Source organism: Pedobacter glucosidilyticus, assembly GCF_002483235.1.
Taxonomy (GTDB): domain Bacteria; phylum Bacteroidota; class Bacteroidia; order Sphingobacteriales; family Sphingobacteriaceae; genus Pseudopedobacter; species Pseudopedobacter glucosidilyticum_B.
The window spans coordinates 37,658-63,911 of sequence record NZ_DLHN01000034.1; the positions used below are offsets into that span (position 1 = coordinate 37,658).

Genomic DNA, 26,254 nt, shown 5'->3' on the forward strand with positions numbered 1-26,254 from the left:
AAATAAATCTGGCTTTATTTTAGTAGAGTAAGATAAAGAAAACATCCATTGCTTTTAACTTTTAAATAAGATGAAAGAAAAAGAACAAAAAACCTCCTTTATTCCGCTTATAATTTCTGGTGTTGTAATAGCTGTAATTCTTTTGTGTTATTTCCTTATTCCAGAAGTTAGAAATTTCATGAAAGAAGCATATACGATACTTACCAGTGATGATACTGCTCGTATAAGAAATTGGGTATCAACCTTTGGTTTATGGGGCCCTATAGTTTTAATTTTAGCTATGGTTATACAACTGTTTTTGATGGTTATACCAAGCATAATTATTATGGTAATAGCTGTTTTAGCTTATGGTCCTTGGCTAGGGTCTTTAATTACACTAGCTGGAATCATTAGTGCGGCTTCTATTGGCTATATCGTTGGAGATTATTTAGGAGATGTTGGCGTAGAAAAACTAATAGGAGAAAAAGCACTTCAGAAAATAGAAACCTTTTTTAAGGCTTATGGCTTATGGACAATAATTGTGTTCAGAGCTTCACCTTTTTTATCTAATGATGCTATCAGTTTTGTTGGTGGTTTTGTAGAAATGACATATAAGCGTTTTATTATAGCAACCATTTTAGGTAGTACACCTTTACTAATTTTAGTGGCTGTTTTTGGTCAATCTATAGATCAACTAAAACCAGGATTAATCATAGCCTCTGTTATCAGTGTAATAGGACTAATAATTTATATTTACATGGATAAGAAGAAAATAAAAAGAAAATAGTATAGAAATTTAGATTTATGTACAAATTTAAAGCTACTAAATGTTAATATTAGCATCTTTGCAAATATGTTAGCTTTTTCCATATTCATCATCTCCCTGTTTTTTATAGAGTTGCTTTATTTTAAAATTGCAAATCATTACAATATTATAGATAAACCAAATCAACGAAGCTCTCATCAGTACATCACGTTAAGAGGCGGAGGAATTATTTTTCCTGTAGCTATTATAACTGCTGTTTTTATATATCAACCCTCTTACTGGTATTTAGCTCTAGCAGTCTTTGCTATTGCTTTAATTAGTTTTTTAGATGATATTATAACCTTGAATAATAAAGTAAGATTAGGAGTACACTTTTTAGCTGTATTGCTGGTTATTTATCAAGCTACTTTAAATCAGCCAATTAATTATGCTCATATCAGTTACCCTTCCTATCTTATTTTTGCCATCATAGCATTTATTATGGTTATTGGTACCATTAATGCATACAACTTTATGGATGGTATAAATGGTATAACTGTTTTATATTCTATAGTACTTATAGCTAGTTTTTATTTGATACAGGAGTTAAAGATTGTTGACATCATCCATCCAAAAATTTTAACAGCAACGTTGGCTGCGTTAATAGTATTTGGTTATTTTAATTTGAGGAAAAAAGCAAAGGCCTTTGCCGGCGATGTAGGAAGTATAAGTATTGCCTTGTTTATTTGTTTCTTTATTATTCAATTGATTATGACTACAGGTAATTTCCAATGGATTTTACTTCTTGGTATTTACGGGTTAGATGCTGTTGCTACTATTTTTTGCCGAATGATAAGAAAAGAAAACATTTTCGAAGCGCATCGTTCTCATTTTTATCAGTATTTAGCTAATGAGAAAAAAATAAATCATATAGTAGTTGCTGGCATATATGGTAGCTTACAAATGATGTTAAATTTAGTAATCATTTATACCAGCTTAAGTACGGTGTTGTTCATGTTTTTTGCAATTGTAATGATGTACATCATGCTAAGATTGAATTTTGAAGGTAGAAATCGCCTTTTTATAAATTATCAGTGAGAAAATTTATTTTATCACTAAAGAAAAACAAATAGTATATTTGACTTTTTAAATAGAAATTAAATATGTTTAAAAAAATAAATATTGTACCACGTTGGTTGATATTTTGTATTGACCTTTTTTTCTGTGGTTTTGCCCTAATTTTAGCCTATTTATTAAAATTTAATTTTGAAGCTTCACAAATTGACCTTTCTGAGTTAAGTAGAAATATTCTAATATTTTTAGGAATTAATTGTGTCGTATTTTTTAATGTTAAAACTTATGCTGGTATAGTTAGATATACCAGTGCTCAAGATTCGTTTAGAATATTATTTAGTATTGCAACCAGTAACTCATTTTTTATCATCTGTAACCTTTTTCTGCAATCTTTTGATAAACCAGCCATTATATCAAACGTAATTATAGTTATTACAGGGTTATGTAGCTTCGTATTATTGATTACTTATAGGGTATTGGTAAAATACTTTTTCTTGTATATCAAGAATATGCGCTTAGATAAAAGAAGAGTCATTATTTATGGTGCTGGTGAAACAGGTGTTGCTACTAAAAGAACCTTAGACACAGATCCAGCAGTAAATATGAGTGTTATTGCTTTTGTTGATGATGACCCTAGAAAAAGAGGTAAAGTGGTTGATAATGTTAAAATCTATCATGCAGACGAACTAGAGCGTATTATTGAAGCAGAAAAGATTGATGATTTAATACTTTCTACCCATAGAATTACATCGGATAAAAAGAATAAAATTGTAGACTTATGTTTAGATCATAATGTAAAAGTATTAAATGTACCTCCTACTAGAGAATGGGTTAAAGGCACAATTAAGGTAAATCAAATAAAAAATGTAAAGATTGAGGATTTGCTAGAAAGAGCACCTATTGTTATTGAAGAAGATATCCTAAACTCACAACTTCAAGGTAAAAGAATATTAGTAACAGGGGCAGCAGGTTCTATAGGTAGTGAGATTGTAAGACAATTAGCAAAATTTAAACCCCAGCTTATTATTTTAAATGATATTGCCGAAACAGCTTTGCATGATTTGCAATTAGAATTACAAGATAATAATATGTGCAATAATTTTATTGCCTATATAGGAGATGTAAGAAATAAGCAACGTATGGAAAATTTATTTGAGACTTTTAAGCCTCATTATGTATACCATGCGGCAGCTTATAAACACGTACCCATGATGGAGGATAATCCAGCAGAAGCCATTTGTACCAATGTTGGCGGAACAAAAAATCTTGCTGATTTAGCCGTAAAATATGACGTTGTAAAGTTTGTAATGGTTTCTACCGATAAGGCTGTTAACCCAACCAATGTTATGGGAGCCTCTAAACGTATAGCAGAAATATATGTGCAGTCTTTTTATACAGCCTTAAATTATGGTGCAACTATTTTTGAGAACGGACACAGCTATTTAAACAATAAGAAATCTCAAACCAAGTTTATAACTACTAGGTTTGGAAATGTGCTAGGCTCAAACGGGTCTGTAATCCCTAGATTTAGAGCACAAATACAAAAAGGAGGTCCGGTTACCGTAACACATCCAGATATTACTCGTTATTTCATGACCATACCAGAAGCTTGTCGTTTAGTTTTAGAAGCAGGTTCTATGGGAAACGGAGGCGAGATTTATATCTTTGATATGGGTAAATCTGTTAAAATTGTAGAACTCGCAAAAAAAATGATAAAACTATCAGGTTTAGTACCAAACCAAGATATTCATATAGAATTTACAGGTTTAAGACCCGGAGAAAAACTTTACGAAGAACTTTTAAATGATTTAGAAAACACTATTCCAACGCATCACGAAAAAATTATGATTGCAAAGGTTATTCCACGTGAGTTTGAAAAAGTAAGTAATGATATTCATGAACTTATAGAAATAGCTTGCAATTATCAAGATAAAGAAGTGGTAAGAAAAATGAAAATGATTGTTCCTGAGTTTAAAAGCAATAATTCTATATTTGAGGAACTTGATCAAAAGTCGGCCATTCATGTATAAAGCAGCTTTAAAATTTATTGTTTTATTTGTATTAGGATGTCTCCTTACATATACTACAAAGGCACAAACTCCAAATTGTTATCAGCCCTTTTCTCATCACTTTTATCAAAAATTTGATGATAAAATTTATAATCAAAAAACAAAGTTTCACAGCTCAATTAAACCATATTTTATGGATGATTCTATACTTAAAGCTAGTGTAGATTCATTCTTCAATATGAATGTTGATACAAATAAAAGAAGTTGGGTTCATAGAAAGTTATTTCAAGAGCATAACATAGAAGTAAAGAATAAAGATTTTACCGTTTTTGCAGATTTTCTACCTGATCTCAACTTAGGTTATGATGAAGTAAGGGGTCAAAGAACTTGGTTAAATACTAGGGGCTATCAATTAGGGGGAACAATAGGAGATAAGTTTTTCTTTTACACAAGTGGATTCGAGAATCAAGCCCAATTCCCTAATTATATTACAGAATTTGTAAATAAAAACGGAATTATCCCAGGAGAGGTAAATGATAAATTCGGACCAAGCAAATCTATAAAAGACTGGGCTTATGCTACAGCTATTCTTTCTTACACGCCAATTAAGTATTTGAATGTTACTTTAGGGCAAGATAAAAACTTTATTGGTGATGGTTATCGTTCCATGTTATTATCTGATGTAGCAGCTAACTACCCCTTTTTGAAGTTAACAGCAAATTTAGGTAATGTAAAATATATGGCCTTATGGGCTCAATTTCAGGATTTAAGATCACCACAATTTTCTTATGATAATGGATTTAGAAAGAAATGGGGTGTATTTCATTATTTAGATTGGAATGTTACAGACAAGTTGAGCGTAGGTATATTTGATGCGATTATTTGGCAAGATGCAGATAGTACAGGTAAAAGAGGATTTGATTTTAGTTATGTTAATCCGCTAATCTTTTTACGTCCTGTTGAAGGGCAAAATGGTTCTCCCGATAATGCCTTAGTAGGCTTAAATCTTAAGTATGAATTATTGAAGAATTTAACCGTTTATGGACAGTTTTTAGCTGATGAATTCACTGCAAAGGAAGTTTTTGCGGGTAACGGTTATTGGGCTAACAAATTTGCATATCAAATTGGTGTTAGAGGCTTTGATATGTTTCGCATTAAGCGGTTAAATTATTTATTTGAATTTAATACTGCCAGACCTTTCACTTACACCCAAAGAAGTTCTCTTTTAAATTTTGGTCATTATAATCAACCTTTAGCCCATTTGTATGGGGCTAATTTCCGAGAAGCTGTAGGGATTTTAAATTATAGCTTAGGTAAGTTTGATTTTTCTAGTAAAGTAAATCTAGCCCAATATGGATTAGATCCTACAGTTAATGATAATTTTGGTAAGGATATTTACAAACCTTATGGTACAAGAAACTCAGATTATAATAACGTAACCACTCAAGGACTTAAAACTTCTTTATTAGTAGCAACAGGAAAGATATCTTATTTAATAAACCCGAAATATAATTTACGATTAGAGCTAGGAGGGCTAATAAGATCTGAATCGAATTCTAGTGATGAGCATAACACTAGTTTGATATCTTTTGGCTTGAGAAGCTCATTTAGGAATTTTTATGATGATTTCTAGTTCTTTACCCAAGCAAATTATCTTAATATTACCTCATCTAAAAGATAATACTACATCAACTGAAAGGTTTATAAGTATTATTAAGGAATTGAACCGAATTAATGTTCGTTTTAAAATCATCGAGTTTATATATCCATTTAAGAAGTCAGTAGGTTTAGGCCATCAAAAAACTAACGATGAGTTACCAAAGTATATTGTTGATAATATTATTAATATAAATGCACAACTCAATTTTTTGAATAAACTAGCATTTAGGTGTTTGGATGCTTATGAGTATCCCGTTTGGAAATTTCTGAACTGGGTTCATCAAGTCGTATTTAGAAATGATGTTTTTTTTCCAGGGATGGTTGATCCCAAACTATTAAAGGTTCTAGAAGGATTTGATAATACTGTTGTTGTATTTGGTGGTCCCTTTGGTATTTTTAGTTATGCTAAAAGTCTTTCTGAAAAGGTAACATCTAAACTCATCTTAGATTACAGAGATCCTTGGACATTTGGTTATACCCCTGTTGCAGGGAATAAAATTATTTATAAGATAAATTGTATACTTAATAAGCGTAGAGAGTACAAAATATTATTAAAAGCGAGTAAAGTAATTACAGTTTCCCATAGTTTGAGGAAACTATTACCCTTGCCTATACAAAGTAAGACTGTTGTCTTCGAAAATGGATGTAATTTTAGTGCCTCAGATATAAATCCAGAATTATCTGATACATTCGATATTCTGTATGCTGGTACATTATACAAGTGTCAACTTAAAGATAATACCTTTTTTGAAGCGCTAATGCTATTTTTAGAAGGGAAGGATAGAATGAAAATACGATTAATATTCGCTGGAGCTGGAAGTCAAGGATTCTTACTTGAAAATTTAGCAAGCTATAATTTGCTAGATATAGCACTTTTAACTGATAGATTATCGCGAGATGAAATGATTAAATTATTTAATAAATCTTCATTATTCTTGCATTTAAAATATGGAGAAAGACGATTCATAATAACTTCAAAACAATCAGATTATTTGTTTTTTAATAAGCCAATATTATTACCTGTTAGTGATAAGGGAGATTTAGAGAATAGTATTAGTTATAATCAAGCTGGATTCGTATGTAACTCTGTCAAGGAAAATGTAGAAATTTTAAATTTATTATGGTATAAATTCCTGAACAAACAAAGCTATTTTATTGATAATCATGTTCTTTCCAGAGAGTATATAGCAGGTAAATACGTGTCATTCATTACAAGTTGATTGATGAAAATATTTTTAGATGATTTGATTTTTAATCTTCAGGTTCAGGGTGGAATATCGGTATATTGGCGAGCATTTATTAAGCAGATATCACAATACAATAATGTAGATGTAACAATCATTAAAAATAAATCAGAAAGGGTAGCTTCGCTAATAACTCATCCAAAATATATAGCTGACAGATTTAGGAGTATATTTTTATCACGAATACTCCCTTTATGTATAAAGTTGCCCAAAAGAAGTATTTTTCATTCAAGTTATCTTAGGACCTCATTACAAAGAAAAAGTGTTGCTAATATTGTAACTATTCATGACTTAGCTGCGGAGGAAAGGGTCTTATCTGGTAAAAGAAGAATATTTAAACTGATTTTACAAAAGTTTGCAATTAATAATGCAGATGGTTTAATATGTGTCTCCTATGCAACAAAGAAAAGTATTCTTAAACATTATCCAAGTTTTAATAAAGATAATATTGAGGTCATATATCATGGTTGCTCAAGTAGCTATTATAATACGATTGAATCAAGTAGGGAAAAAGTTATATTATATGTAGGGAGTAGAGGATTGTATAAAAACTTTGAAATTTGTTTAGAAGTGTTAAGTAAATTACAAGATTATAGATTGATAATAGTTGGTGGGGAGATTTTAATGGCAACTGAAAAGTTGAAACTTGATTTAGCATTAGCAAACCGATATGAATACCATTACAATATATCAGAACAAAAGCTAAATGAATTTTATAACAAAAGTCATTGTCTTTTATATCCAAGTTTATTTGAAGGATTTGGAATGCCTATAGTTGAAGCGATGAAAGCAGGATGTCCAGTAGTAGCATCCGATATTGATGCGATTAAGGAAATTACTCAAGGAGCTTGTATTCTTATAAAAGATTTAAAGAATCATGTGGAATATATAAAGAGTATTAAGCAGCTTGAAGATACTGAACTCAGAAATAGCTATATAAATAAAGGTTTGCTAAGAGCACAATTTTTTACTTGGGAAACTAATTATGAGTCTACAATTAAGTTTTATAAAAAAATCTATGTTCATAAATTTGGTTTTACCCCACCAACCGCTCAGTAGGTTTAGCCTTTACCAGCTCTTTTACAGTTTTTAAAATCGCAAAAGCATCATAACCACACTCGTTCCATAGTTCTGCTTGTTCGCCATGTTCAATAACAGCATCGGGTATGCCTAGGCGTTTTACAACAGCTTGGTATTGATGGTCTGCCATAAACTCTAAAACGGCACTACCCATTCCGCCTTGTATGCAACCATCTTCAACGGTAATTACATTTTTAAAGTTCTTGAACACTTCGTGTAATAACTCTTTATCAATAGGTTTAGCAAAACGCATATCATAATGAGCGGGATAATAACCCTCAGCATTTAATTCTAAACAAGCTTTAGCAGCCTCATTACCAATATGACCAATAGTTAAAATGGCAACATCCTCACCAGTGGTAATTTTTCTTCCTTTGCCAATTTCTATTTCTTTTAGTGGTCTTTTCCATTCTGGCATAACGCCATTACCGCGTGGGTAGCGGATAGAAAAAGGTCCACCATGATTTTTAAGCTGCGCTGTATACATCAGGTTTCTGAGTTCTTCCTCATTCATAGGGGCAGAAACAATCATATTAGGGATACACCTAAAATAGGCAATATCATAAGCGCCATGATGAGTTGGTCCATCAGCACCAGCTATACCAGCCCTATCTAAACAAAAAACTACCGGAAGCTTTTGCAAGGCAACATCATGTACTACTTGGTCATAAGCCCTTTGCATAAAACTTGAGTAAATATTACAGAAAGGAATTAAGCCCTGAGTTGCTAAACCAGCCGAAAAAGTTACGGCATGCTGCTCAGCAATACCCACATCAAAAGCTCTGTTTGGCATAGCTTTCATCATGATATTTAAAGAGCATCCAGATGGCATGGCAGGGGTAATACCCATTACTTTATCATTCATTTCTGCTAATTCTACCATGGTATGTCCAAAAACATCCTGATATTTTGGTCCTTGCGGTTTTGCAGAAGGAGCAGTTTTTTTGATTTCCCCAGTAATTTTGTTAAATAAACCTGGCGAGTGCCATTTAGTTTGATCTTTTTCTGCTAAAGCATAGCCTTTACCTTTTACGGTTACGCAGTGTAATAATTTTGGACCTGGTATATCTCTTAAATCTTTTAAAACTTTAACTAAATGATTTACATCATGCCCATCAATAGGGCCAAAATATCTAAAATTTAAAGCTTCAAATAAATTGCTTTTCTTTAATAAAGTACCCTTTATACTTTTTTCAATCTTTTTTACAATTTCATGCGCATTAGGGCCTATTTCAGATATTTTGCTTAAAACAGCAGAAACATCATCCCTAAACTTGTTATAAGTTTTGCTCGTGGTAATATCGGTAAGATAATCTTTTAAAGCACCAACATTAGGGTCAATAGACATGCAGTTATCATTTAAAATAACTAGAACATTAGAATTTTCAATACCTGCATGATTTAAAGCTTCAAACGCCATACCGGCTGTCATAGAGCCATCACCTATCACAGCCACATGCTGACGGTCTTTTTCTCCTTTATAGTGAGAAGCAACGGCCATGCCTAGTGCTGCCGATATAGAGGTAGACGAATGGCCCACACCAAAAGTATCATATTCACTTTCTGATCTTTTTGGGAAACCACTAATACCTTTATATATTCTATTGGTATGGAATACTTCTCTTCTGCCGGTTAATATTTTATGGCCATAAGCCTGATGACCTACATCCCAAACCAATTGGTCATAAGGTGTATTCATCACATAATGCAAAGCAACGGTTAATTCCACAACTCCTAAACTAGAGGCAAAATGACCTCCATTAACAGATACTATATCAATAATGTATTGACGTAGTTCTTTACAAATTTCTGCTAATTCTTCTTCTTTAAATTTCTTTAAATCAGAGGGTATATTTATTTGTGATAATAGGTGGCCCGCCTGTACTTCCATTTTTACGTTTAGGAGTAATTAATGTACAAATTTAAAAGAATAATTCTATTAAATATCATGACAATTTACAAGATTGATTTGTTTTAATAAAGAGATATTTTTTAACAAGGCAGTAGCTGTATCCTGCTATTGCAAATTGTTAGTGGTTGGTTATATTTGGGCTGTAAAATGAATCCACAAGAAAGCTTTGCCATAAAACTACCCATGTTTGAAGGTCCGTTTGATCTTTTGCTATTTTTTATTGAGCGTGATGAGCTTGACATACACAATATTCCTATAGCAAAAATTACGGATGATTTCTTGAACTACATCCATCAAATGAATGCTTTAAATATGGAGTTGGCTAGTGAGTTTATTTATGTAGCAGCCACTTTAATGCGTATTAAAGCTAAAATGTTACTGCCAAGAATAGAACTTGATGAAGAAGGTAATGAGATTGATTTAAAGCAGGATTTAATTCAGAAACTACTAGAATACAAGCGTTTTAAAGCTGTTACAGAAGAGTTTAAGCTTTTAGAAGAAGAACGATTTTTTAAAGAGAAGAGAGGTAATATTACTGAGGATTTAAAAAGATTTACTGAGGGTACTCAATCTACAGAAGAAGAATTAGCCTCATTTGACTTATATAAGCTTTTAAAAGTTTATCATAAACTGATGAAGGCATATCAAATAAAGTCTGAAGAAGTAAAGCATACCGTCATACAATATCCTTATACCATAGAAGAGCAAAAAATTGTTATAGGAGAACTTCTTAGAATTAATAGCCGATTAGATTTTAAAAATCTGGTTCAGCAATCAAAGGATAAGGTACAATTTGTTTACAATTTCCTTGCAGTTTTAGAAATGCTACAACAACAACTTATTCAGATCCAGGTTGGCTTGGGCTTTAATAATTTTTGGATTGTAAACAAAGAAGAGCCTGCTCTATAAAATGAATAACATGTAATTCATCAACTAACCTAATCTCAGGCTCCTTATCTTCTTTTAAACATGAAACTACTCTTTTAATAAAAACATCATGTTTATCTGCCGAACCTTGATAATAATTATATTGGTTTGCATGCGTAATTTTATCAAAAACAGGAATATCAAATTGATCTTGTAATTGTACAAAGTCAAGTTTTTCCATGTATTGGCCGCCCACTTTTACATTTCCTTTGGTACCTATAATGGTGATGCTACTTTCTATATTGCCATTCCATGCAGAATTAGTGTAATTGAAATTACCTTTTCCGCCCTTTAGTAAATCAAAACTGATAGAGCCACTATCATCAAACTCGGTCTCAATATTTGTTCTTAAGTTATAAGATTGGCTTTTAATTTCTTTAGGCTCGCCACAGAGCCAAATCATTAAATCAATAAAATGACTAAATTGAGTATACAAAGGGCCGCCTCCTAGGTTTTTTGTTGCTCGCCATGGCGAGTCGTTATAATACTGTTGGCACCTGTTCCAGAAACAATTAATTTGCAGGTAAAGAATGTCGCCTAGCATATTATTATCTATCAGCTTTTTAAGCCATATAGAAACCGGGCTATACCTATTTTGCATAACAGCAAATACTTTTTTGCCTGATTTTTCTTCTGCCTGCATCATTTTTCTAACATCTTCTGCGGTTAATGCTACAGGTTTTTCGCAAATCACATGATAACCTGCTTCTAAACATTGTATAGTTTGGTTTGCATGTAAACCATTGGGGGTACAAATACAAACAACATCCGCAGGAATTTTGGCGTCAAAAAAATCTTGAAGAGAGGTGAAAAATGGAACCAATGATTTTAACCTTTTTCTTCTGGCAAAATCAGGGTCTACAGCAGCAACCAAATCTACATCATCAAGAGCATGTATAATTCTTGAATATTTAGCCCCAATATTACCAACTCCAACAATTACAAAGCTTAATTTATTCATGTACAGTTTTTTTATCAAATAAATCGTATAAAATATATAATTTAGGCTTTTAATAGAGCAGACTATTTTTTTGGGTTAAATGGCTACATTTTCCAAATATTTTGCCCTAATATTAGCTAATAATATTTATAATTTCATGAAAAAAGACAAAATTATTTTTGATTTAATTAACGAAGAGCAGCAAAGGCAAGAGCAAGGTTTAGAATTAATTGCTTCTGAAAACTTTGTAAGTGAGCAAGTTATGCTGGCAGCAGGTTCTGTTTTGACAAACAAGTATGCCGAAGGTTTGCCAGGGAAAAGATATTACGGTGGCTGCGAAGTTGTTGATGAAATTGAAAATATTGCTATTGATAGAGCTAAGCAGTTATTTAATGCAGCATGGGCAAATGTTCAGCCCCACTCTGGTGCACAAGCAAATGCTGCGGTTTTTTTAGCAGTTTTAAATCCAGGAGATAAAATTTTAGGCTTTGATTTAGCTCATGGCGGACATTTAACTCATGGATCTCCAGTAAATTTTTCTGGTAAAATATATCAGCCATTTTTTTATGGTGTAGAAGAAGAAACTGGTCTTATCAATTATAAGCAACTAGAAGAAGTAGCCTTAAGAGAAAAACCAAAATTGATTATTTGTGGTGCTTCTGCTTATTCTAGAGACTGGGATTACGAATTTATCAGAGCTGTAGCAGATAAAATTGGTGCTTTAGTATTAGCAGATATTTCTCACCCATCTGGTTTAATAGCCAGAGGTTTATTAAAAGATCCACTTCCACATTGCCATATTGTTACCACTACTACCCATAAAACTTTAAGAGGTCCTAGAGGTGGTTTAATCATGATGGGTAAAGATTTTGAAAACCCATTTGGAATTAAAACTCCTAAAGGTGAGACCAGAATGATGTCTTCTTTATTAGATGGAGCGGTTTTTCCGGGCACACAAGGTGGGCCTTTAGAGCATATTATTGCTGCAAAAGCCATTGCTTTTGGCGAAGCTTTAAGTGATGAGTACATGGATTATGCATTACAAGTAAAGAAAAATGCGCAAGCTATGGCTAAAGCTTTTGTAAGTCGTGATTATAAAATTATTTCTGGCGGTACCGATAACCATTTAATGCTTATCGATTTAAGTAATAAAAACATCACAGGTAAAGTAGCAGAAGAAGCTTTAGGGGCGGCCGATATCACTGTAAATAAAAATATGGTTCCTTTTGATAAGCGTTCTCCCTTTGTAACATCAGGTATTAGAGTGGGTACTGCCGCTATTACAACCAGAGGTTTAAAAGAAGAGCAAATGGAAACTATTGTTGGTTTTATCGATGAAGTGATTAAGAATCATGAAGATGAAACTGTTTTAGCAAATATTGCCGATCAGGTTAATGAATTAATGGAAAAGTTTCCTTTATACAAAGGTTAAGATATAGCGCCCTTTCTTTCTTATCAAAGAAAGGGCGTATTTTAAAAAGTAGTTAATGGTTTAAGTAACATCTAAATAGTTAAATGACCTACCAAAAAAAAATATTAATTGTAGATGATAATGATATCAATAAGCTATTGATTAGAAAGATGCTTTCCAGATTTGAATTGGACATGGATTTTGCATCAAACGGGCAAGAAGCTTACGATATGATTTTAACCAAAGCTTATGATATTGTTTTAATGGATGTACACATGCCTATTTTAAGCGGCTTAGAAGCTACAAAGAAAATAAGAGCACAAGAAGATTCATATTTTAAAGATTTACCTATTGTAGCATTAACATCCTGTATCATGCCTACAGATATTGATGAAGTTTATGCGTATGGTATGAATGATTATCAGTCTAAGCCCTTTAAAACTGAAGAGCTTCTAGAAAAAATTGAAAGACTTAGACTTGTAAAGTAATACACTCTAAAAAAGGAAAAAGCGAAGTCTATTATAGATCTCCGCCTTTTCTTAATCTAAATTAACGCTCTCAAATACTTTTACTGTAAAGCATCATTGAAGGTTACATGTTTTTTTATTTTTTTTAATCTTCATAACAACCCAAAGTAGAAGGGTAAACTCGGGTTATATTTTTTATATCTTTAGTGAGCTCCAAACCATAGCTTGTATTGCTTAAACTTATTCCTTTACTTCTGGCAGCACTACTAGTGGTAGTTTTATAATTTCCATCTCTAGGGTTTATAAAAGTAGGATCTAAGTTTAAGAAATTATTATTGTTAATATTAGTATTTGACGCTAGCCCACTACTTCTGATGATATTAGCCTCAAAATTTTGATTAAATATCTGATTATTACCACGTCTGCTAATTTCTAATTCTTCTCTTAATACGCCCCAAATAATATTGTTTTTAAATATGGCATTAAAGTTAAAAGCAGTAGAAGAATTATAACTATGGTCGGCCAGATAAACAGCAGGCGTTGTACGGGCAGTACTAAAGTTATAAGCAGCAAAAGTATTTTGGTAAAACTCATATCTACCACCATTAATGGCGGCTAAAAGGTATTGGCCGCAATTAAAAAATAAATTATTATACCCCGTAATATCGGCTTGGTATGCTAATATACCTGCAACTTGATGATTTTTAATAATCGTATTGCTGATTAATATTTTAGGAGCACTATTCCTACTCAAAGAATCAACTTGAACACCAATAATGGCATTTTTTATACAACTATAGTTAATGATATTATTACTAGAAGATGGTAAAATATGAATACCGCTCCATTGCCCAGGCTCGTCTTTATAAATCCTTTCTAACCTATCACTAGCAAAAGTTATGCTGTCTTGTAAAGTCCCGTTTGCAGTAAGCGTACCATGCACCAATAGTTTAGCATCTTTATGAAAATATATCCTTGCCCCGGCAGCTATATTTAAAGTGGCGTTTTTGCTGATTTTGAGTTGATTATAAACGATATAAGGTTTGGATTTCGTGAAAGTTGTATTTTCGGTAATGTCGGTATCCTTTAAGTAGATTGCATTTTGGCCATAGGCTATCAACGGAATCTTTACTTTATTACCGTTGAAAGTACATAAAAGAGAATCCTCTACAATAAAGGGTGTTTCTTGAAGATTTGGGTTGATAAAAGCTCGGATAAAAACATAAACAGAATCATTCCCTTTTATCCTGATATTTTGAGCTTCATTGGCATTTAAACCATTGATATTGATGCTAAAATTTGATGTATTACCTCCAGATAATTTTAACTCATTAATATTGATGCTGTTAGCATTATAATTGAAAATTTTAAGAATACGTGTAACAGTGCCTCTTTCAGTAAAAACGGTATCAAATAAAATAGAATCGGTTGAGAAGTTTAATCTTATATTAGGATTAGTGTCTAATACATCATTTTTATTACAAGCTACGGTAAAAAATACTATACTTATCAGTATATATAACAATTGTTTCATCAAACTCATTTCTTACAAATATCTATATTTAGCTGGCAAATGCAATTCCTGCGATACGAATATCTTGAATACCAGCATTTTCTAATGCTATAACACAAGCTTCTAGCGTGGCCCCGGTGGTAATGGTGTCATCAACCAATAAAACCGATAGTGGTAAGCTATCTTTATGACGAGATTCAAAAACACTTCTCATATTCAGAAATCGTGATTCTCTTTTCATAAAAATTTGGCTATCTGATGATTTAATACGCTTTAATATATTGTTTATGACAGGTATGCCTAAAGACTCACTTAAACCAATGGCAAACTGTTCACTTTGGTTGTATCCTCTTTTTCTTTGTTTATCGGGATGCAAAGGTACAGGTATTATGGCATCAAGATTCTGGTATTTTGGAGTTGATTTTAAAACTTTGCCATACATTTTACCAAGTTCTATCCCAATCTCTGGATGATTATTGTACTTTAATTGGTGCATAAGTTTTTGTACTTTCCCTTCTTTACTGAAAAATAAATAAGCAGAAGCAGATTTAACATTTACCTTGCCCCAAAACTGTTTTACGAGTTTGTTTTCATGGTCTAAATGATAATTTGTAAAAGGTAATTGGTAAATACAAGATGTACAAATCAAGTACTCTTGATGCAATAATGGAGTGCCGCAGGCATGACAAAGCTTTGGGAAAAATAAAGCCCAAAAATCTTTTAGGTAGAGTTTGGCCAAATTCATGGCCTTAAAATAACTATTTATTTTCTTCTTTTACAGCCAATTGACCACAAGCTGCATCAATATCTTTACCTCTACTTCTTCTGATATTGGTAATGATACCTTGCTTTTTTAGATAATTTGCAAATATTTCGGTTTTATCAACGGCTGCATTCATAAAATCAGCAAAAGCAATAGGGTTATATTCTATGATATTTACCTTACAAGGTACATGCTTACAAAAGCGGGCAAGTTCTTTAGCATCCTCAAGTTCATCATTAAAATTATTAAAGATGATGTATTCATAAGTAACCGGGTTTTTAGTTTTTGCAAAATAATATTTAAGCGCTTCGGCTAAAGCAGCAAGTGAGTTTTGCTCATTTATAGGCATAATCTCATTCCGCTTACTATCATTTGCGGCATGTAAAGACAATGCTAAATTAAACTTAACATCATCATCACCTAGTTTTTTAATCATTTTAGCAATACCAGCAGTAGAAACTGTTATTCTTTTATAAGACATATTTAAGCCATCTTCTGCTGTAATTCTGTCTATAGATTTTAAAACATTACTGTAATTTAACAAAGGCTCTCCCATACCCATATAAACTATGTTAGACAGCGGAATACCGTAATGCTCTTTCGCTTGTTTATCAATTAAAACAACCTGATCGTAAATTTCATCAGCATTTAAATTTCGCTTTCTTTCCATATAACCCGTAGCGCAAAATTTACAGGTTAAACTACAACCTACTTGAGAAGACACACAAGCGGTCATCCTTTCTGTTGTAGGGATTAAAACGCCCTCTATCAAATGTTTATCATGTAAAATAAAAGTGTTTTTGATAGTTTTATCAGCACTAAATTGTGAAGTATTAACCTGAACAGCATTGATTACGAAAAGTTCGTTAAGTTTTTCGCGAAGAGGTTTTGATAGATTACTCATTTCATCAAAACTAAAAGCAGATTTTTTCCAAAGCCATTCATATACCTGATTAGCTCTAAAAGCTTTTTCTCCCAATGCTAAAAATCTATTTTTTAGTTCATCAAGACTGAGGCTTCTTATATCTGTTTTATGGATGTTGTGATTCATGAATACCTGCAAAATTACAATTTATATTCTCAAAATGAGGCATTAAATAATATTATGGTATAAAGATTGTGCATAATAAAATTGAGTTTAATATTTGTTTAATTAATTAACGTTAAATCCAAAATTTTACAATGAGGAAGTTTACAGCCGATTACATCTACACATTAGAGTCAGAACCACTTAAAAATGGCTTAATTGTAACAGATGACGATGGAAAAATTGTTGCTGTTAATGAATCATTTGATGATAATGACCCAGATATTACCCATTTACAAGGTGCTATAGTACCAGGTTTCATCAACACTCATTGTCATTTAGAATTATCTCATTTAAAGGGTAAAATAAAACCTAAAAGTGGCTTGATTAATTTTCTTAAAGAAGTTATCAATTTAAGAGACAAAGACCATAAAGATGTACACAAAGCTATACAAACGGCTGATAAAGAAATGTGGAAAAATGGTATAGTTGCGGTGGGAGATATTTCTAATACTACTTTAACTGCAAAAGTTAAAGCTCAAAGTCCAATACATTATCATACTTTTATTGAGATGTTAGCTTTAGATCCTGCTAAAGCAGATGAGGCCATCAATAAAGCGGTAGATATAGCTGTTAATTTCGAAACGCCAACTTCTATAACACCACATGCGCCCTATACCTTATCAAAAGTATTATTAAAAAAGCTTTATAATTATTGTAAACATACTACTAACCCTATTAGCTTACACAACCAAGAAAGTGATGAAGAAAACAAATTCTATCGTTATAAAACAGGAGAGTTTGTGAAATTTTATGAGGATTTAGACATTAATATAGATTATTTCGCACCGCTATCAAAAAATACAATGCAAACAATTGTTCCTATCTTGCCAGAACAGCAACGTATTTTATTGGTGCATAATGTGTATACTAGCTTAAAGGATGTTTACATGTTAAGGAGATTTACAAAAAACATATTTTGGTGTTTTTGCCCTCATGCAAATCTTTACATTGGTGATAAATTACCTTCTTTTGATTTCTTTAAAAATAGTGACCATCTCATAACCTTAGGTACTGATAGCTTGGCATCAAATCATCATCTTAGTATCTTGGATGAGATGAAGCTTATCCACCAACACAAATCAGATATTTCATTTGATACCTTATTAAGATGGGCAACCATTAATGGAGCAAAATTTTTAGACTTAGACCAAGAGCTTGGAAGTATTGCGGTTGGAAAAAAACCTGGCCTAAATCTTATATCTCACATTAAAAACAATCATCTTACAGATAAATCAACAGTTCTAAAACTTATTTAATTTGCATAATCCTTTGTAAAAGCTCAATTTAGCATTGTGTTTTGATCAATTTCTATGAAGAAAGCTTTGCAAATTATAGTGAAAGGAAAAGTACAAGGTGTATTTTTTAGAGCTTCTACAAAAGCTGTAGCAGACCAATTAGGGGTTAAAGGAATTGTGAAAAATTTACCTAATGGGGATGTATTTCTAGAAGCAGAACTAGACCCTGTTTTTGAGCAAGATTTTTTAGAATGGTGCAAAACAGGGCCTGACGAGGCAGAAGTAACGGCTATAGAAGTAAAAGAAACAGCATTAAAAAACTTCGTTAATTTTGTGATTCTAAAAAGATAAGCTTGTCTGTATTAAGAAAATTTGCTGGTCAAACTGCAATTTATGGTTTAAGTACCATAGCATCCCGTATCCTTAATTTCTTTCTTACCCCGGTTTATACACTGGTTTACAAACCAGCCGTTTATGGTATTTTTACCACCCTTTATGCTTATGCTTCTATATGCAATGCAGTAATGGCATTTGGTATGGAAACCACCTTTTTTAGATTCATCAATAAAAATAATGGTGATAAAGAAAAGGTTTATAGCAATACTTTTCTGGTGGTTTTATGTTTAGGGCTCTTATTTCTTAGCACAACTTTTTTATTTCTTGAACCTTTAGCGCATTGGCTACAAGCAGGTAAAGAAAGTTCTTTGGCAGATTATAAGCTTTATATCCAATACTTCATTTTTATCTTATTTTTAGATGCTTTAGCAGTTATCCCATTTGCCAGAGTAAGGGCAGAGGGAAAGCCAAAACGTTACGCTATCATCAAATTTATAAACATCTTGAGTTTTATCTTGCTGAATTTGTTTTTCATTTTTGGCATTCCAATAATCATCAATCAGAAGTTGCCATTTGCTGATGAATTATCGCAGATTTACCATCCAGAATGGATAGGATATGTATTTATTTCTAACTTAATTGCCAGTAGTTTAACACTTTTACTATTGCTGCCAGAGCTGCTAAAACTAAAATTTAACCCTGATAAAAAGCTGGTTTTAGATATGTTTACCTATAGTTTTCCTATTCTTATAGCCAACCTATCTTTTATTATTAATGAAAATTTGGATAAAATTTTCTTAGGACAGTTGTTACCAGTAGTTAGCAGCCAAGAGCAGGTTGGTATTTATGGTGCTTGTAGTAAATTGGCAATTTTTTTAAGCATCTTCATCAATGCCTTTAGGCTCGGTGCCGAGCCTTTTTTCTTCAACAATGCAAAAAATAGTAACGCTAAAGAAACTTATGCAGCTATTATGAGTTATTTTATCATAGCATTAAGCGTTATTTTTGTTGGTCTGGTAGCAAATATAGAATTACTTAAATATTTTATTGGCGAGGCTTATTGGGTAGGTTTAAATGTTGTGCCTATTTTGTTATTAGGTTATTTAAGTTTAGGGATATATATGAATTTATCAGTATGGTATAAATTATCAGACCAAACAAAATACGGTTTATATATATCTGGTATTGGTGCAATTTGTACCATCGTCCTTAATCTTATATTTATCCCTTTATGGGGATATATGGCATCCGCATGTATATCTTTAACCGTATACTTATTAATGATGGTTTTATCATATTTATGGGGGCAAAAGCATTATCCAATACCTTATAAAATAAAAAAAGATACCATGTATATAGGTTTAGCGGTGATTGTTGTATTTATATCTTTTGTATTATTTAAGCGAAATATCATAGTTGGTAATATTTTATTGCTACTTTTCACTACAGTTATTTTTTATATCGAGAAGGATACCCTTAAACGCATTTTTAAAATATGAAGATTAATATCATCAATAAATCTAACAACCCTTTACCCAATTATGAAACTACAGCCTCTGCAGGTTTAGATCTAAGAGCAAATTTAGAAAGCCCAGAATTATTGAAACCTCTGGAAAGAAAGCTTATCCCAACAGGTTTATTTATAGAGTTACCCATGGGGTACGAAGCGCAGATAAGACCAAGAAGCGGTTTAGCATATAAATCTGGTATCTCTATAGTAAATAGCCCAGGTACTATTGATGCAGATTATAGAGGAGAAATTAAAATATTATTGATAAACCTTTCTACTGAAGATTTCGTCATTAACCATGGCGATAGGGTGGCACAAATGGTTATTGCAGCACATGAGCAGGCAGAATGGCTTGAAGTTGATGTCTTAAGTGAAACAGCAAGAGGTGCCGGTGGTTACGGGCATACAGGAGTAAAATAAATGATGAACAAGAAGCATATCTTAATTTTAGTATTAACCTTTACAGGATTGATAAGTTATGCTCAAAAAAATAAGAATAAACCACAAGAGTTTATCGTTATAAGTGGTAAGCAGCTGTCTCAACAAGATAGTAGTTTGGTAGAAAATCTATATTATTCTGGTCTTAAAGAAAAAGTTTCGGACAATTATACATTAGCTGCTGATTTTTTCAAAAGAGCCTTAGACACAGATCCTCTACATCATTTTTCTGCTTATGAATTGGCTCAAATTTATTTTAGGGCTAAAGATTTTGAACAAGCCAAAAACTATATTCAAAAAGCTATTACCGTAGAAACACAAAACGAGTGGTATTGGTTGCTTTCTTCCAATATTTATCAAGAATTGAAAGATTATAATTTACTCAATTATGCCTTAACAGAATTGGTAAAAATAGCTCCTGACAAGATAGAATATCAACTAGATAAGGCTAATACTTTAATGATATTAAAGAAAAATGAAGAAGCCTTAGCTATTTATGACGCCTTAGAACAACAGTATGGCTCAAACCCTGAGATTATAAAGGGCAAGCAAAACATTTTTGTAAGTAAGGGTGATTTAAAGGGGGCAACAGCTCATTTGCAGAAATTAATTGATGAAAACCCAGAAGAAGCTGTCAATTATATTTATCTGGGCGATTTATACTTTAACAATCGGCAAAGAGATAAAGCACTTGAAGTATATCAAAAAGCAAAAGTTTTAGCACCCGAGAATGCTTATATCAATTTAGCTTTAGCTGATATTTATAATGCTATTGGCAAAAGCGAAGAAGCTTTTAACGAGTTAAGAGTAGCTTTTGCTCATCAGGAGTTAGATATAGACCAAAAGATTAAAATTATCATCAGCTATTTTTCTGCTTTTCCAGAGCTAAGAGCAGTTAGGTATGCAGAAACTTTATCCAAAACGTTAACAGAAGTACACAACGATGAAGCTAAGGCTTTTGCAATTTATGGAGATGTCTTATTTCAAAAAAACGAACTTGAGAAAGCTAAATTGGCCTATGAAAATGCAGTTTTGTTAAATAAGCAAATTTATGTGGTTTGGGACCAATTGATAAGGATAAAACTTGGTTTAAACGATATGGCAGGTGTAGTTAAAGACGGAGAAGAAGCATTAAGTTTATTCCCAAATCAGGCCGTTTTATATGTTTACACGGCTTTAGCTTACAATCAGTTAAAACAAAGTGAAAAGGCAGTAAATTATTTAAATAATGCACTTAATTACGAACTTAATAATGCTTTAAAAGTACAGGTTTACAGTAGTTTAGGAGATGCTTACCAAAGTTTAAAAAAATTTAAAGAATCTGTTGCTTCTTATGAAAAAGCACTGGCTTTAGAGCCAGATAATGTATACGCACTTAACAATTATGCTTATTATTTATCGTTAAGAGATGAGAATTTGGAAAAGGCCGAGCGAATGTCTTATCGTTCTAATCAATTAGAAAAAGATAATTCTTCTTTTTTAGATACATACGCGTGGATATTATTTAGACAAAAAAAGTATAAAGAGGCTAAGGAGTGGATAGAAAGGGCTTTAAGAGCGAGTAATAGTCAAAGTGCAACTATTATAGAGCATTACGGAGATATCCTTTTCCATACAGGAGATAAAGCCGGGGCTTTAGAAAATTGGAAAAAAGCTGCTCAATTAGGCGAGAAAAGTGCATTATTACAAAAAAAGATTAATGAAGGCAAATATTTTGAATAACATCTTCTTAGTGCTGATAGCTTTATTTTTGACAACGGCTTGCCGCACAAAAAGAATAGTTTCAAATACGGGTACAGTTGCGATAGAAAAAAAGGCGAAATATAATTTATCTGATATCAAGAAAAAAGAATTTTCTTTTGAAACTTTAGCTGCTAAAGCAAAAGCTAATGTTGATATAGCGGGTAAAAGCCAAGATTTAAGCCTCAATATAAGAATAAAAAAGGGACAAATCATTTGGTTATCAGTAACAGCCTTTGCAGGAGTAGAAGTAGCTCGTTTATATGTAACACCAGACAGCGTTAAATTGATTAATCGCATCAATAGCGAGTATGCACTTAAACCTTTTGAATTTATTCATCAGTACGCAAGTTCTGCTATTTCTTATCAGGAATTAGAGGCTTTGTTAACAGGTAATGCTTTACCTTTTTCATTGCTGACTGGCAGTTCTAAAATCACAGAGGAAAGTAATTTTTTTTACTTAGCAGGTTATGATAAAAATCTAAGTTTTAAGCAGCAGTTTAATGAAGTTTTACAGTTGTTACAGCTAGAACTTAAAGATACCCAGACTAATCAAAAATTAGAAGCTTCTTATCAGGATTATAAACCATTAGCCGGAAAAGATTTTCCTTATCAAATTAGATTAAGTTCTACCCTAGAAAATCAAAAAGTAAGTTTAAATCTCAGCTATCAAAGTATACAACTTCAGGTACAACAGGATTATCCGTTTAATATTCCTAAAAGATACACCTTGATAGAATAATTTTTTAGATACCTTTGCGAAAATGAAGTACTTTAAAGCCCTTATCATATTCTTTTTGCTGGCCATTGGCAGTAACCAATTATTAGCCCAAACCAGAGCAGAGTTAGAGCGTAGAAAAGCACAACTCAATAAAGATATTGAGATGATTAACAATACGCTTAAAAAGACAGCTTCAAGTAAGAAAGTTACTTTACAACAATTAAATGCTTTAAGAGCTCAAATCAGGTTACGTGAGGAAAAAATTAGAACTATAAACTCTGAAGTAAGATTACTAGATGGGCAAATTAATGAAAACATTAATACAGTTAAATCACTTCAATCTCAGTTGCAACAACTTAAAGTAGATTATGCTGCTATGATTAGGTTTGCACAAAAAAACCAAGGTGCATATAGCAAGTTGATGTATATTTTTGCTGCTAAAGATTTTAATCAAGCCTATAAAAGGATGAAATACTTGCAACAGTTTAGCGAGTATCGTATCAAACAAGCTAATTATATAGAAGAGACACAGAATACCTTGAAAGGTAAAATAGCTGTTCTTAACAAGAATAAACAGGAAAAAGATCATCTTTTATCAGACCAACAAAAAGAAAAAAATAAGTTAGGTAACGAGCAGGCAAACCAAGCCAAAGTTGTTAAAACATTAACATCTCAGGAGAAAAAATTGAAACAAAATTTAGCTCAAAAGCAAAGAGACGCGGCTAAATTAGATAGAGCGATTAGAGAAGCTATCCAAAGAGAAATTGCAATTGCTAAAAAGAAAGCAGAAGATGAGGCAAGGGCAGCCGCAGCAAAAGCTAAGGCAGAAGGTAAAGAGGCGCCAGTTGCAAAATCAAGCAGCGGATCTATTTTATCGGCAACACCGGAGGCAGCAAAGCTATCAGCAGATTTTGTAAGTAACCGAGGTCGTTTGCCGTGGCCAGTAACAAATGGTGTGATAACGGATGGTTATGGAAAGAAAAACGTTGTAGGAAATGTAACATCAGAAAACAATGGTTGGAATATTAGAACCGGAGCAAATGCTTCTGTAAGAGCTGTATTTAGTGGTACAGTGGCCAGAGTATTAGAAATTGCAGGTAAAGGCGTGGTCATGATAAGACATGGAGAATTCTTTACCGTTTATCAAAATTTAAAAACCATTAGTGTGAGTGCGGGCGAGAAAGTAAGTACCAAACAAAGTATAGGTACTGTTGGTGCAGATGATGAAGGAGTTTCAGAAATACATTTTGAACTTTGGAAAGGTATGCAGGCTCAAAACCCGTCACTTTGGTTGGCTAATTAACCATCATTAAGAAAAGCGTTAAAGAATATTTTTTTTATATTTGCGTTTAAACTATTTAAACATCAAACATGTACTACGGGGTTTTATTATTCTTAAATTTAGGTACTCCAGAAATTATATTGATAGTTTTTGTGGCATTACTCCTATTTGGAGGCAAAAAATTGCCAGAACTTGCCAGAGGTTTAGGAAAAGGAATCAGAGAATTTAAAGATGCTTCTGATGATGTTAAAAGAGAAATTCATAGAAATATTAATACATTAACTGCTGAAGAAGAGTTAAGAAGAGATGAAGCTGCGGCTCAAAAGTCTTCTGTTAACCAACAACCAGATGAGGAAGTTACTTCTACAGAAACACGAGAAACAATTAAACCGTAATTAATCACAACTAAAATATAAACAAAATGGGTCTAGGTGCACCAGAAATTATACTTATAATAGTAGCCTTGTTACTATTATTTGGAGGTAAAAAAATTCCAGAATTAATGAGAGGCTTAGGAAAAGGTGTTAAAGAATTTAAAGACGGACAAAACGGTGTTGAGAAAAAGGAAGAAAAGCCACAATAATTTTCTTAATATCCAAATTATTTATGATTCTTGTAACCTTGAATCTTTTGAAACATACTTACACTCAAAAGATCCAGGGTTTTGTTTTTAAATGATGCTAGCAGAAACTACTTACAACTACTCTAAATTAGAAGATATACAGGCTGATATACGCTCTGGCGTACTCAAACTAGAAGATTTGGTTACTTTTTATTTAGATCGCATTCAGCAACTGGCTGACCTTAATGCCTATTTAGAAGTTTTTGGAGAAGAAGCGCTAGCACAAGCAAAAGAGATACAAAAGAAAATAGATAATGGTACAGCAGGTAAGCTAGCTGGTATGGTTATCGGTTTAAAAGATAATATCTCTTACAAAGGACATCGTTTGGCGGCATCATCTAAAATATTAGATGGATATGTTGCAATTTACTCCTCAACCGTTGTAGAACGTGTTTTAGCAGAAGACGCTATTATCATTGGCCGCTTAAATTGCGATGAATTTGCTATGGGAGCTTCCAATGAAACCTCTTATTTTGGCCCAGTGAAGAATTTTGTCGATACAACAAAAGTATCAGGTGGCTCATCTGGTGGCTCTGCCGTGGCAGTGCAAGCCAATTTGTGCTTAGCTTCATTAGGCTCAGATACTGGGGGCTCCATCCGGCAGCCGGCAGCATTTTGCGGTGTAGTGGGTTTAAAACCTACTTATGCCAGAGTATCAAGATATGGTATTGTAGCTTATGCTTCATCTTTTGATCAAGTAGGTCCTATCACCCGCTCTGTTGAAGATGCTGCTTTGCTGTTAGAAGTAATTGCCGGAAAAGACCATTATGACAGCACTTCTTCTAAAGAACCTGTACCAGCGTACTCAACCCTTTTAAACAACTCCTCAAAAAGAAAAATTGCTTACATAGAAGAAACCTTACACTCGGAAGGTTTAGACCCAGAGATTAAGCAAAATATAGAAGCCCAAATTCAATTGCTACGTAGCCAAGGCCACACCGTTGAACCTGTTTCTTTCGAATATTTAGATTACGTTGTAGCTACTTATTATATTCTAACAACAGCAGAAGCTTCATCTAATTTGGCCAGGTATGATGGTGTTCATTTCGGTTACAGAAGTGATTCATCAACAGATTTAATCAGTACTTATAAATTCTCCAGATCTGAAGGTTTTGGAGACGAAGTAAAAAGAAGAATCATGCTAGGTACTTTTGTGTTAAGCGCTGGTTACTATGATGCTTATTATTCAAGAGCACAAAAAATACGTAGGCTTATTAAAGAAAAAACCGAGCATATTTTAGATGATTACGATTTTATATTAACCCCAACAACGCCAACTCCAGCTTTTAATATTGGTGAGCAACCTACAGACCCTGTGGTAATGTATTTAGCTGATATTTTTACTGTAGGAGCTTCATTAGCCGGGCTACCTGCAATTTCTTTACCATCGGGCACTAATAAAGATGGTTTGCCTTTGGGTATGCAAATTATAGGTAAACGTTTTGGCGAGGCTGATTTACTATCTTTTTCAAAATATTATTCTGAACTCGACAAAAAATAATTATTTTGGGGCTTACCCTGAAATAATTAAATGGCCGTAGCCGGAAAATTTTAAAG

The 26,254-nt window shown here is 32.6% G+C and carries 24 protein-coding genes; 19 read left to right on the forward strand and 5 right to left on the reverse strand.

Annotation, left to right across the window (positions count from 1 at the left end; translation table 11 throughout):
• Positions 1 to 70 precede the first annotated feature (70 nt).
• The 6 genes from B2745_RS14335 to B2745_RS14360 all read left to right on the forward strand — a co-directional run bounded on the left by B2745_RS14335 (position 71) and on the right by B2745_RS14360 (position 7,769).
• Positions 71 to 766 carry a TVP38/TMEM64 family protein gene (locus B2745_RS14335; protein WP_304068040.1) on the forward strand — a complete coding sequence of 232 codons (696 nt, stop codon included), beginning with the start codon at positions 71 to 73 and terminating at the stop codon, positions 764 to 766.
• Between the two features lie 66 nt (positions 767 to 832).
• Positions 833 to 1,822, forward strand: a complete 990-nt coding sequence (locus B2745_RS14340) for an MraY family glycosyltransferase (protein ID WP_304068042.1) — start codon at positions 833 to 835, stop codon at positions 1,820 to 1,822.
• A 65-nt stretch (positions 1,823 to 1,887) separates the two neighbouring features.
• Positions 1,888 to 3,828 carry a polysaccharide biosynthesis protein gene (locus B2745_RS14345; RefSeq protein ID WP_304068045.1) on the forward strand — a complete coding sequence of 647 codons (1,941 nt, stop codon included), beginning with the start codon at positions 1,888 to 1,890 and terminating at the stop codon, positions 3,826 to 3,828.
• Positions 3,829 to 4,000: 172 nt separating this feature from the next.
• Positions 4,001 to 5,440, forward strand: a complete 1,440-nt coding sequence (locus B2745_RS14350) for a gliding motility protein RemB (protein ID WP_304068047.1) — start codon at positions 4,001 to 4,003, stop codon at positions 5,438 to 5,440.
• A complete protein-coding gene (locus B2745_RS14355; RefSeq protein WP_304068049.1) occupies positions 5,427 to 6,686 on the forward strand; it encodes a hypothetical protein in 1,260 nt (419 codons plus the stop codon). Before B2745_RS14350 ends, B2745_RS14355 begins: the two co-directional genes overlap by 14 nt.
• A gap of 3 nt (positions 6,687 to 6,689) precedes the next feature.
• Complete coding sequence (locus B2745_RS14360; RefSeq protein ID WP_304068051.1) at positions 6,690 to 7,769, forward strand: glycosyltransferase family 4 protein; 1,080 nt, start codon at positions 6,690 to 6,692, stop codon at positions 7,767 to 7,769.
• On the opposite strand, the gene dxs is transcribed toward B2745_RS14360, so the two are convergent.
• The gene (dxs, locus tag B2745_RS14365) at positions 7,747 to 9,681 is read right to left on the reverse strand and encodes a 1-deoxy-D-xylulose-5-phosphate synthase (protein WP_304068056.1); all 1,935 of its coding nucleotides are present in this window, start codon (positions 9,679 to 9,681) and stop codon (positions 7,747 to 7,749) included. The two genes, B2745_RS14360 and dxs, sit on opposite strands and share 23 nt — an antisense overlap.
• A gap of 168 nt (positions 9,682 to 9,849) precedes the next feature.
• On the opposite strand from dxs, the gene B2745_RS14370 reads away from it, so the two are divergent.
• A complete protein-coding gene (locus B2745_RS14370; protein ID WP_304068059.1) occupies positions 9,850 to 10,611 on the forward strand; it encodes a segregation and condensation protein A in 762 nt (253 codons plus the stop codon).
• On the opposite strand, the gene B2745_RS14375 is transcribed toward B2745_RS14370, so the two are convergent.
• Positions 10,568 to 11,590, reverse strand: a complete 1,023-nt coding sequence (locus B2745_RS14375) for a Gfo/Idh/MocA family protein (RefSeq protein ID WP_304068062.1) — start codon at positions 11,588 to 11,590, stop codon at positions 10,568 to 10,570. The genes B2745_RS14370 and B2745_RS14375 overlap by 44 nt on opposite strands.
• 136 nt (positions 11,591 to 11,726) lie before the next feature.
• Here B2745_RS14375 and glyA point away from each other — a divergent pair, with 136 nt between their 5' ends.
• Both glyA and B2745_RS14385 read left to right on the forward strand, forming a co-directional pair.
• On the forward strand, positions 11,727 to 13,001 hold the full coding sequence (glyA, locus tag B2745_RS14380; RefSeq protein WP_026905166.1) for a serine hydroxymethyltransferase: 1,275 nt from the start codon (positions 11,727 to 11,729) through the stop codon (positions 12,999 to 13,001).
• An 83-nt stretch (positions 13,002 to 13,084) separates the two neighbouring features.
• On the forward strand, positions 13,085 to 13,468 hold the full coding sequence (locus B2745_RS14385; RefSeq protein ID WP_026905165.1) for a response regulator: 384 nt from the start codon (positions 13,085 to 13,087) through the stop codon (positions 13,466 to 13,468).
• 124 nt (positions 13,469 to 13,592) lie between these two features.
• Here the strand turns inward: B2745_RS14385 and B2745_RS14390 are convergent, their stop codons facing one another.
• The 3 genes from B2745_RS14390 to rlmN are packed head-to-tail and all read right to left on the reverse strand — an operon-like array spanning position 13,593 to position 16,774.
• Positions 13,593 to 14,981, reverse strand: coding sequence for a hypothetical protein (locus B2745_RS14390; protein WP_304068065.1), 1,389 nt, complete (start codon positions 14,979 to 14,981; stop codon positions 13,593 to 13,595).
• Positions 14,982 to 15,009: 28 nt separating this feature from the next.
• Positions 15,010 to 15,705 carry a ComF family protein gene (locus tag B2745_RS14395; RefSeq protein WP_304068067.1) on the reverse strand — a complete coding sequence of 232 codons (696 nt, stop codon included), beginning with the start codon at positions 15,703 to 15,705 and terminating at the stop codon, positions 15,010 to 15,012.
• Between the two features lie 13 nt (positions 15,706 to 15,718).
• Entirely contained in the window at positions 15,719 to 16,774 is a 1,056-nt protein-coding gene (gene rlmN / locus B2745_RS14400) for a 23S rRNA (adenine(2503)-C(2))-methyltransferase RlmN (protein WP_026905162.1), read from the reverse strand.
• 131 nt (positions 16,775 to 16,905) lie between these two features.
• Here rlmN and B2745_RS14405 point away from each other — a divergent pair, with 131 nt between their 5' ends.
• The 10 genes from B2745_RS14405 to gatA all read left to right on the forward strand — a co-directional run bounded on the left by B2745_RS14405 (position 16,906) and on the right by gatA (position 26,198).
• Positions 16,906 to 18,069 (forward strand): amidohydrolase family protein, encoded by a 1,164-nt coding sequence (locus B2745_RS14405; RefSeq protein WP_304068069.1) that lies wholly within the window; start codon positions 16,906 to 16,908, stop codon positions 18,067 to 18,069.
• Between the two features lie 54 nt (positions 18,070 to 18,123).
• The gene (locus B2745_RS14410) at positions 18,124 to 18,399 is read left to right on the forward strand and encodes an acylphosphatase (protein WP_304068072.1); all 276 of its coding nucleotides are present in this window, start codon (positions 18,124 to 18,126) and stop codon (positions 18,397 to 18,399) included.
• A gap of 2 nt (positions 18,400 to 18,401) precedes the next feature.
• Positions 18,402 to 19,883 carry a lipopolysaccharide biosynthesis protein gene (locus tag B2745_RS14415; protein WP_304068075.1) on the forward strand — a complete coding sequence of 494 codons (1,482 nt, stop codon included), beginning with the start codon at positions 18,402 to 18,404 and terminating at the stop codon, positions 19,881 to 19,883.
• Positions 19,880 to 20,314, forward strand: coding sequence for a dUTP diphosphatase (gene dut, locus B2745_RS14420; protein WP_304068077.1), 435 nt, complete (start codon positions 19,880 to 19,882; stop codon positions 20,312 to 20,314). Before B2745_RS14415 ends, dut begins: the two co-directional genes overlap by 4 nt.
• Positions 20,315 to 22,054, forward strand: coding sequence for a tetratricopeptide repeat protein (locus B2745_RS14425; RefSeq protein ID WP_304068080.1), 1,740 nt, complete (start codon positions 20,315 to 20,317; stop codon positions 22,052 to 22,054).
• On the forward strand, positions 22,032 to 22,814 hold the full coding sequence (locus B2745_RS14430) for a DUF4292 domain-containing protein (RefSeq protein WP_304068083.1): 783 nt from the start codon (positions 22,032 to 22,034) through the stop codon (positions 22,812 to 22,814). Before B2745_RS14425 ends, B2745_RS14430 begins: the two co-directional genes overlap by 23 nt.
• 22 nt (positions 22,815 to 22,836) lie before the next feature.
• Positions 22,837 to 24,096, forward strand: coding sequence for a murein hydrolase activator EnvC family protein (locus tag B2745_RS14435; RefSeq protein ID WP_304068086.1), 1,260 nt, complete (start codon positions 22,837 to 22,839; stop codon positions 24,094 to 24,096).
• Positions 24,097 to 24,164: 68 nt separating this feature from the next.
• Positions 24,165 to 24,470 (forward strand): Sec-independent protein translocase subunit TatA/TatB, encoded by a 306-nt coding sequence (locus tag B2745_RS14440; protein WP_051291331.1) that lies wholly within the window; start codon positions 24,165 to 24,167, stop codon positions 24,468 to 24,470.
• A gap of 26 nt (positions 24,471 to 24,496) precedes the next feature.
• Positions 24,497 to 24,658 (forward strand): Sec-independent protein translocase subunit TatA/TatB, encoded by a 162-nt coding sequence (locus B2745_RS14445; protein ID WP_026905154.1) that lies wholly within the window; start codon positions 24,497 to 24,499, stop codon positions 24,656 to 24,658.
• Positions 24,659 to 24,749: 91 nt separating this feature from the next.
• A complete protein-coding gene (gatA, locus tag B2745_RS14450) occupies positions 24,750 to 26,198 on the forward strand; it encodes an Asp-tRNA(Asn)/Glu-tRNA(Gln) amidotransferase subunit GatA (protein WP_349681788.1) in 1,449 nt (482 codons plus the stop codon).
• Positions 26,199 to 26,254 lie beyond the last annotated feature (56 nt).

Coding starts and splice junctions, on each gene's coding strand:
- B2745_RS14335 (WP_304068040.1), top strand. CDS start 71: ATGAAAGAAAAAGAACAAAAAACCTCCTTTATTCCGCTTATAATTTCT.
- B2745_RS14340 (WP_304068042.1), top strand. CDS start 833: ATGTTAGCTTTTTCCATATTCATCATCTCCCTGTTTTTTATAGAGTTG.
- B2745_RS14345 (WP_304068045.1), top strand. CDS start 1,888: ATGTTTAAAAAAATAAATATTGTACCACGTTGGTTGATATTTTGTATT.
- B2745_RS14350 (WP_304068047.1), top strand. CDS start 4,001: ATGGATGATTCTATACTTAAAGCTAGTGTAGATTCATTCTTCAATATG.
- B2745_RS14355 (WP_304068049.1), top strand. CDS start 5,427: ATGATGATTTCTAGTTCTTTACCCAAGCAAATTATCTTAATATTACCT.
- B2745_RS14360 (WP_304068051.1), top strand. CDS start 6,690: ATGAAAATATTTTTAGATGATTTGATTTTTAATCTTCAGGTTCAGGGT.
- dxs (WP_304068056.1), bottom strand. CDS start 9,681: ATGGAAGTACAGGCGGGCCACCTATTATCACAAATAAATATACCCTCT.
- B2745_RS14370 (WP_304068059.1), top strand. CDS start 9,850: ATGAATCCACAAGAAAGCTTTGCCATAAAACTACCCATGTTTGAAGGT.
- B2745_RS14375 (WP_304068062.1), bottom strand. CDS start 11,590: ATGAATAAATTAAGCTTTGTAATTGTTGGAGTTGGTAATATTGGGGCT.
- glyA (WP_026905166.1), top strand. CDS start 11,727: ATGAAAAAAGACAAAATTATTTTTGATTTAATTAACGAAGAGCAGCAA.
- B2745_RS14385 (WP_026905165.1), top strand. CDS start 13,085: ATGACCTACCAAAAAAAAATATTAATTGTAGATGATAATGATATCAAT.
- B2745_RS14390 (WP_304068065.1), bottom strand. CDS start 14,981: ATGAAACAATTGTTATATATACTGATAAGTATAGTATTTTTTACCGTA.
- B2745_RS14395 (WP_304068067.1), bottom strand. CDS start 15,705: ATGAATTTGGCCAAACTCTACCTAAAAGATTTTTGGGCTTTATTTTTC.
- rlmN (WP_026905162.1), bottom strand. CDS start 16,774: ATGAATCACAACATCCATAAAACAGATATAAGAAGCCTCAGTCTTGAT.
- B2745_RS14405 (WP_304068069.1), top strand. CDS start 16,906: ATGAGGAAGTTTACAGCCGATTACATCTACACATTAGAGTCAGAACCA.
- B2745_RS14410 (WP_304068072.1), top strand. CDS start 18,124: ATGAAGAAAGCTTTGCAAATTATAGTGAAAGGAAAAGTACAAGGTGTA.
- dut (WP_304068077.1), top strand. CDS start 19,880: ATGAAGATTAATATCATCAATAAATCTAACAACCCTTTACCCAATTAT.
- B2745_RS14425 (WP_304068080.1), top strand. CDS start 20,315: ATGATGAACAAGAAGCATATCTTAATTTTAGTATTAACCTTTACAGGA.
- B2745_RS14430 (WP_304068083.1), top strand. CDS start 22,032: ATGAAGGCAAATATTTTGAATAACATCTTCTTAGTGCTGATAGCTTTA.
- B2745_RS14435 (WP_304068086.1), top strand. CDS start 22,837: ATGAAGTACTTTAAAGCCCTTATCATATTCTTTTTGCTGGCCATTGGC.
- B2745_RS14440 (WP_051291331.1), top strand. CDS start 24,165: ATGTACTACGGGGTTTTATTATTCTTAAATTTAGGTACTCCAGAAATT.
- B2745_RS14445 (WP_026905154.1), top strand. CDS start 24,497: ATGGGTCTAGGTGCACCAGAAATTATACTTATAATAGTAGCCTTGTTA.
- gatA (WP_349681788.1), top strand. CDS start 24,750: ATGATGCTAGCAGAAACTACTTACAACTACTCTAAATTAGAAGATATA.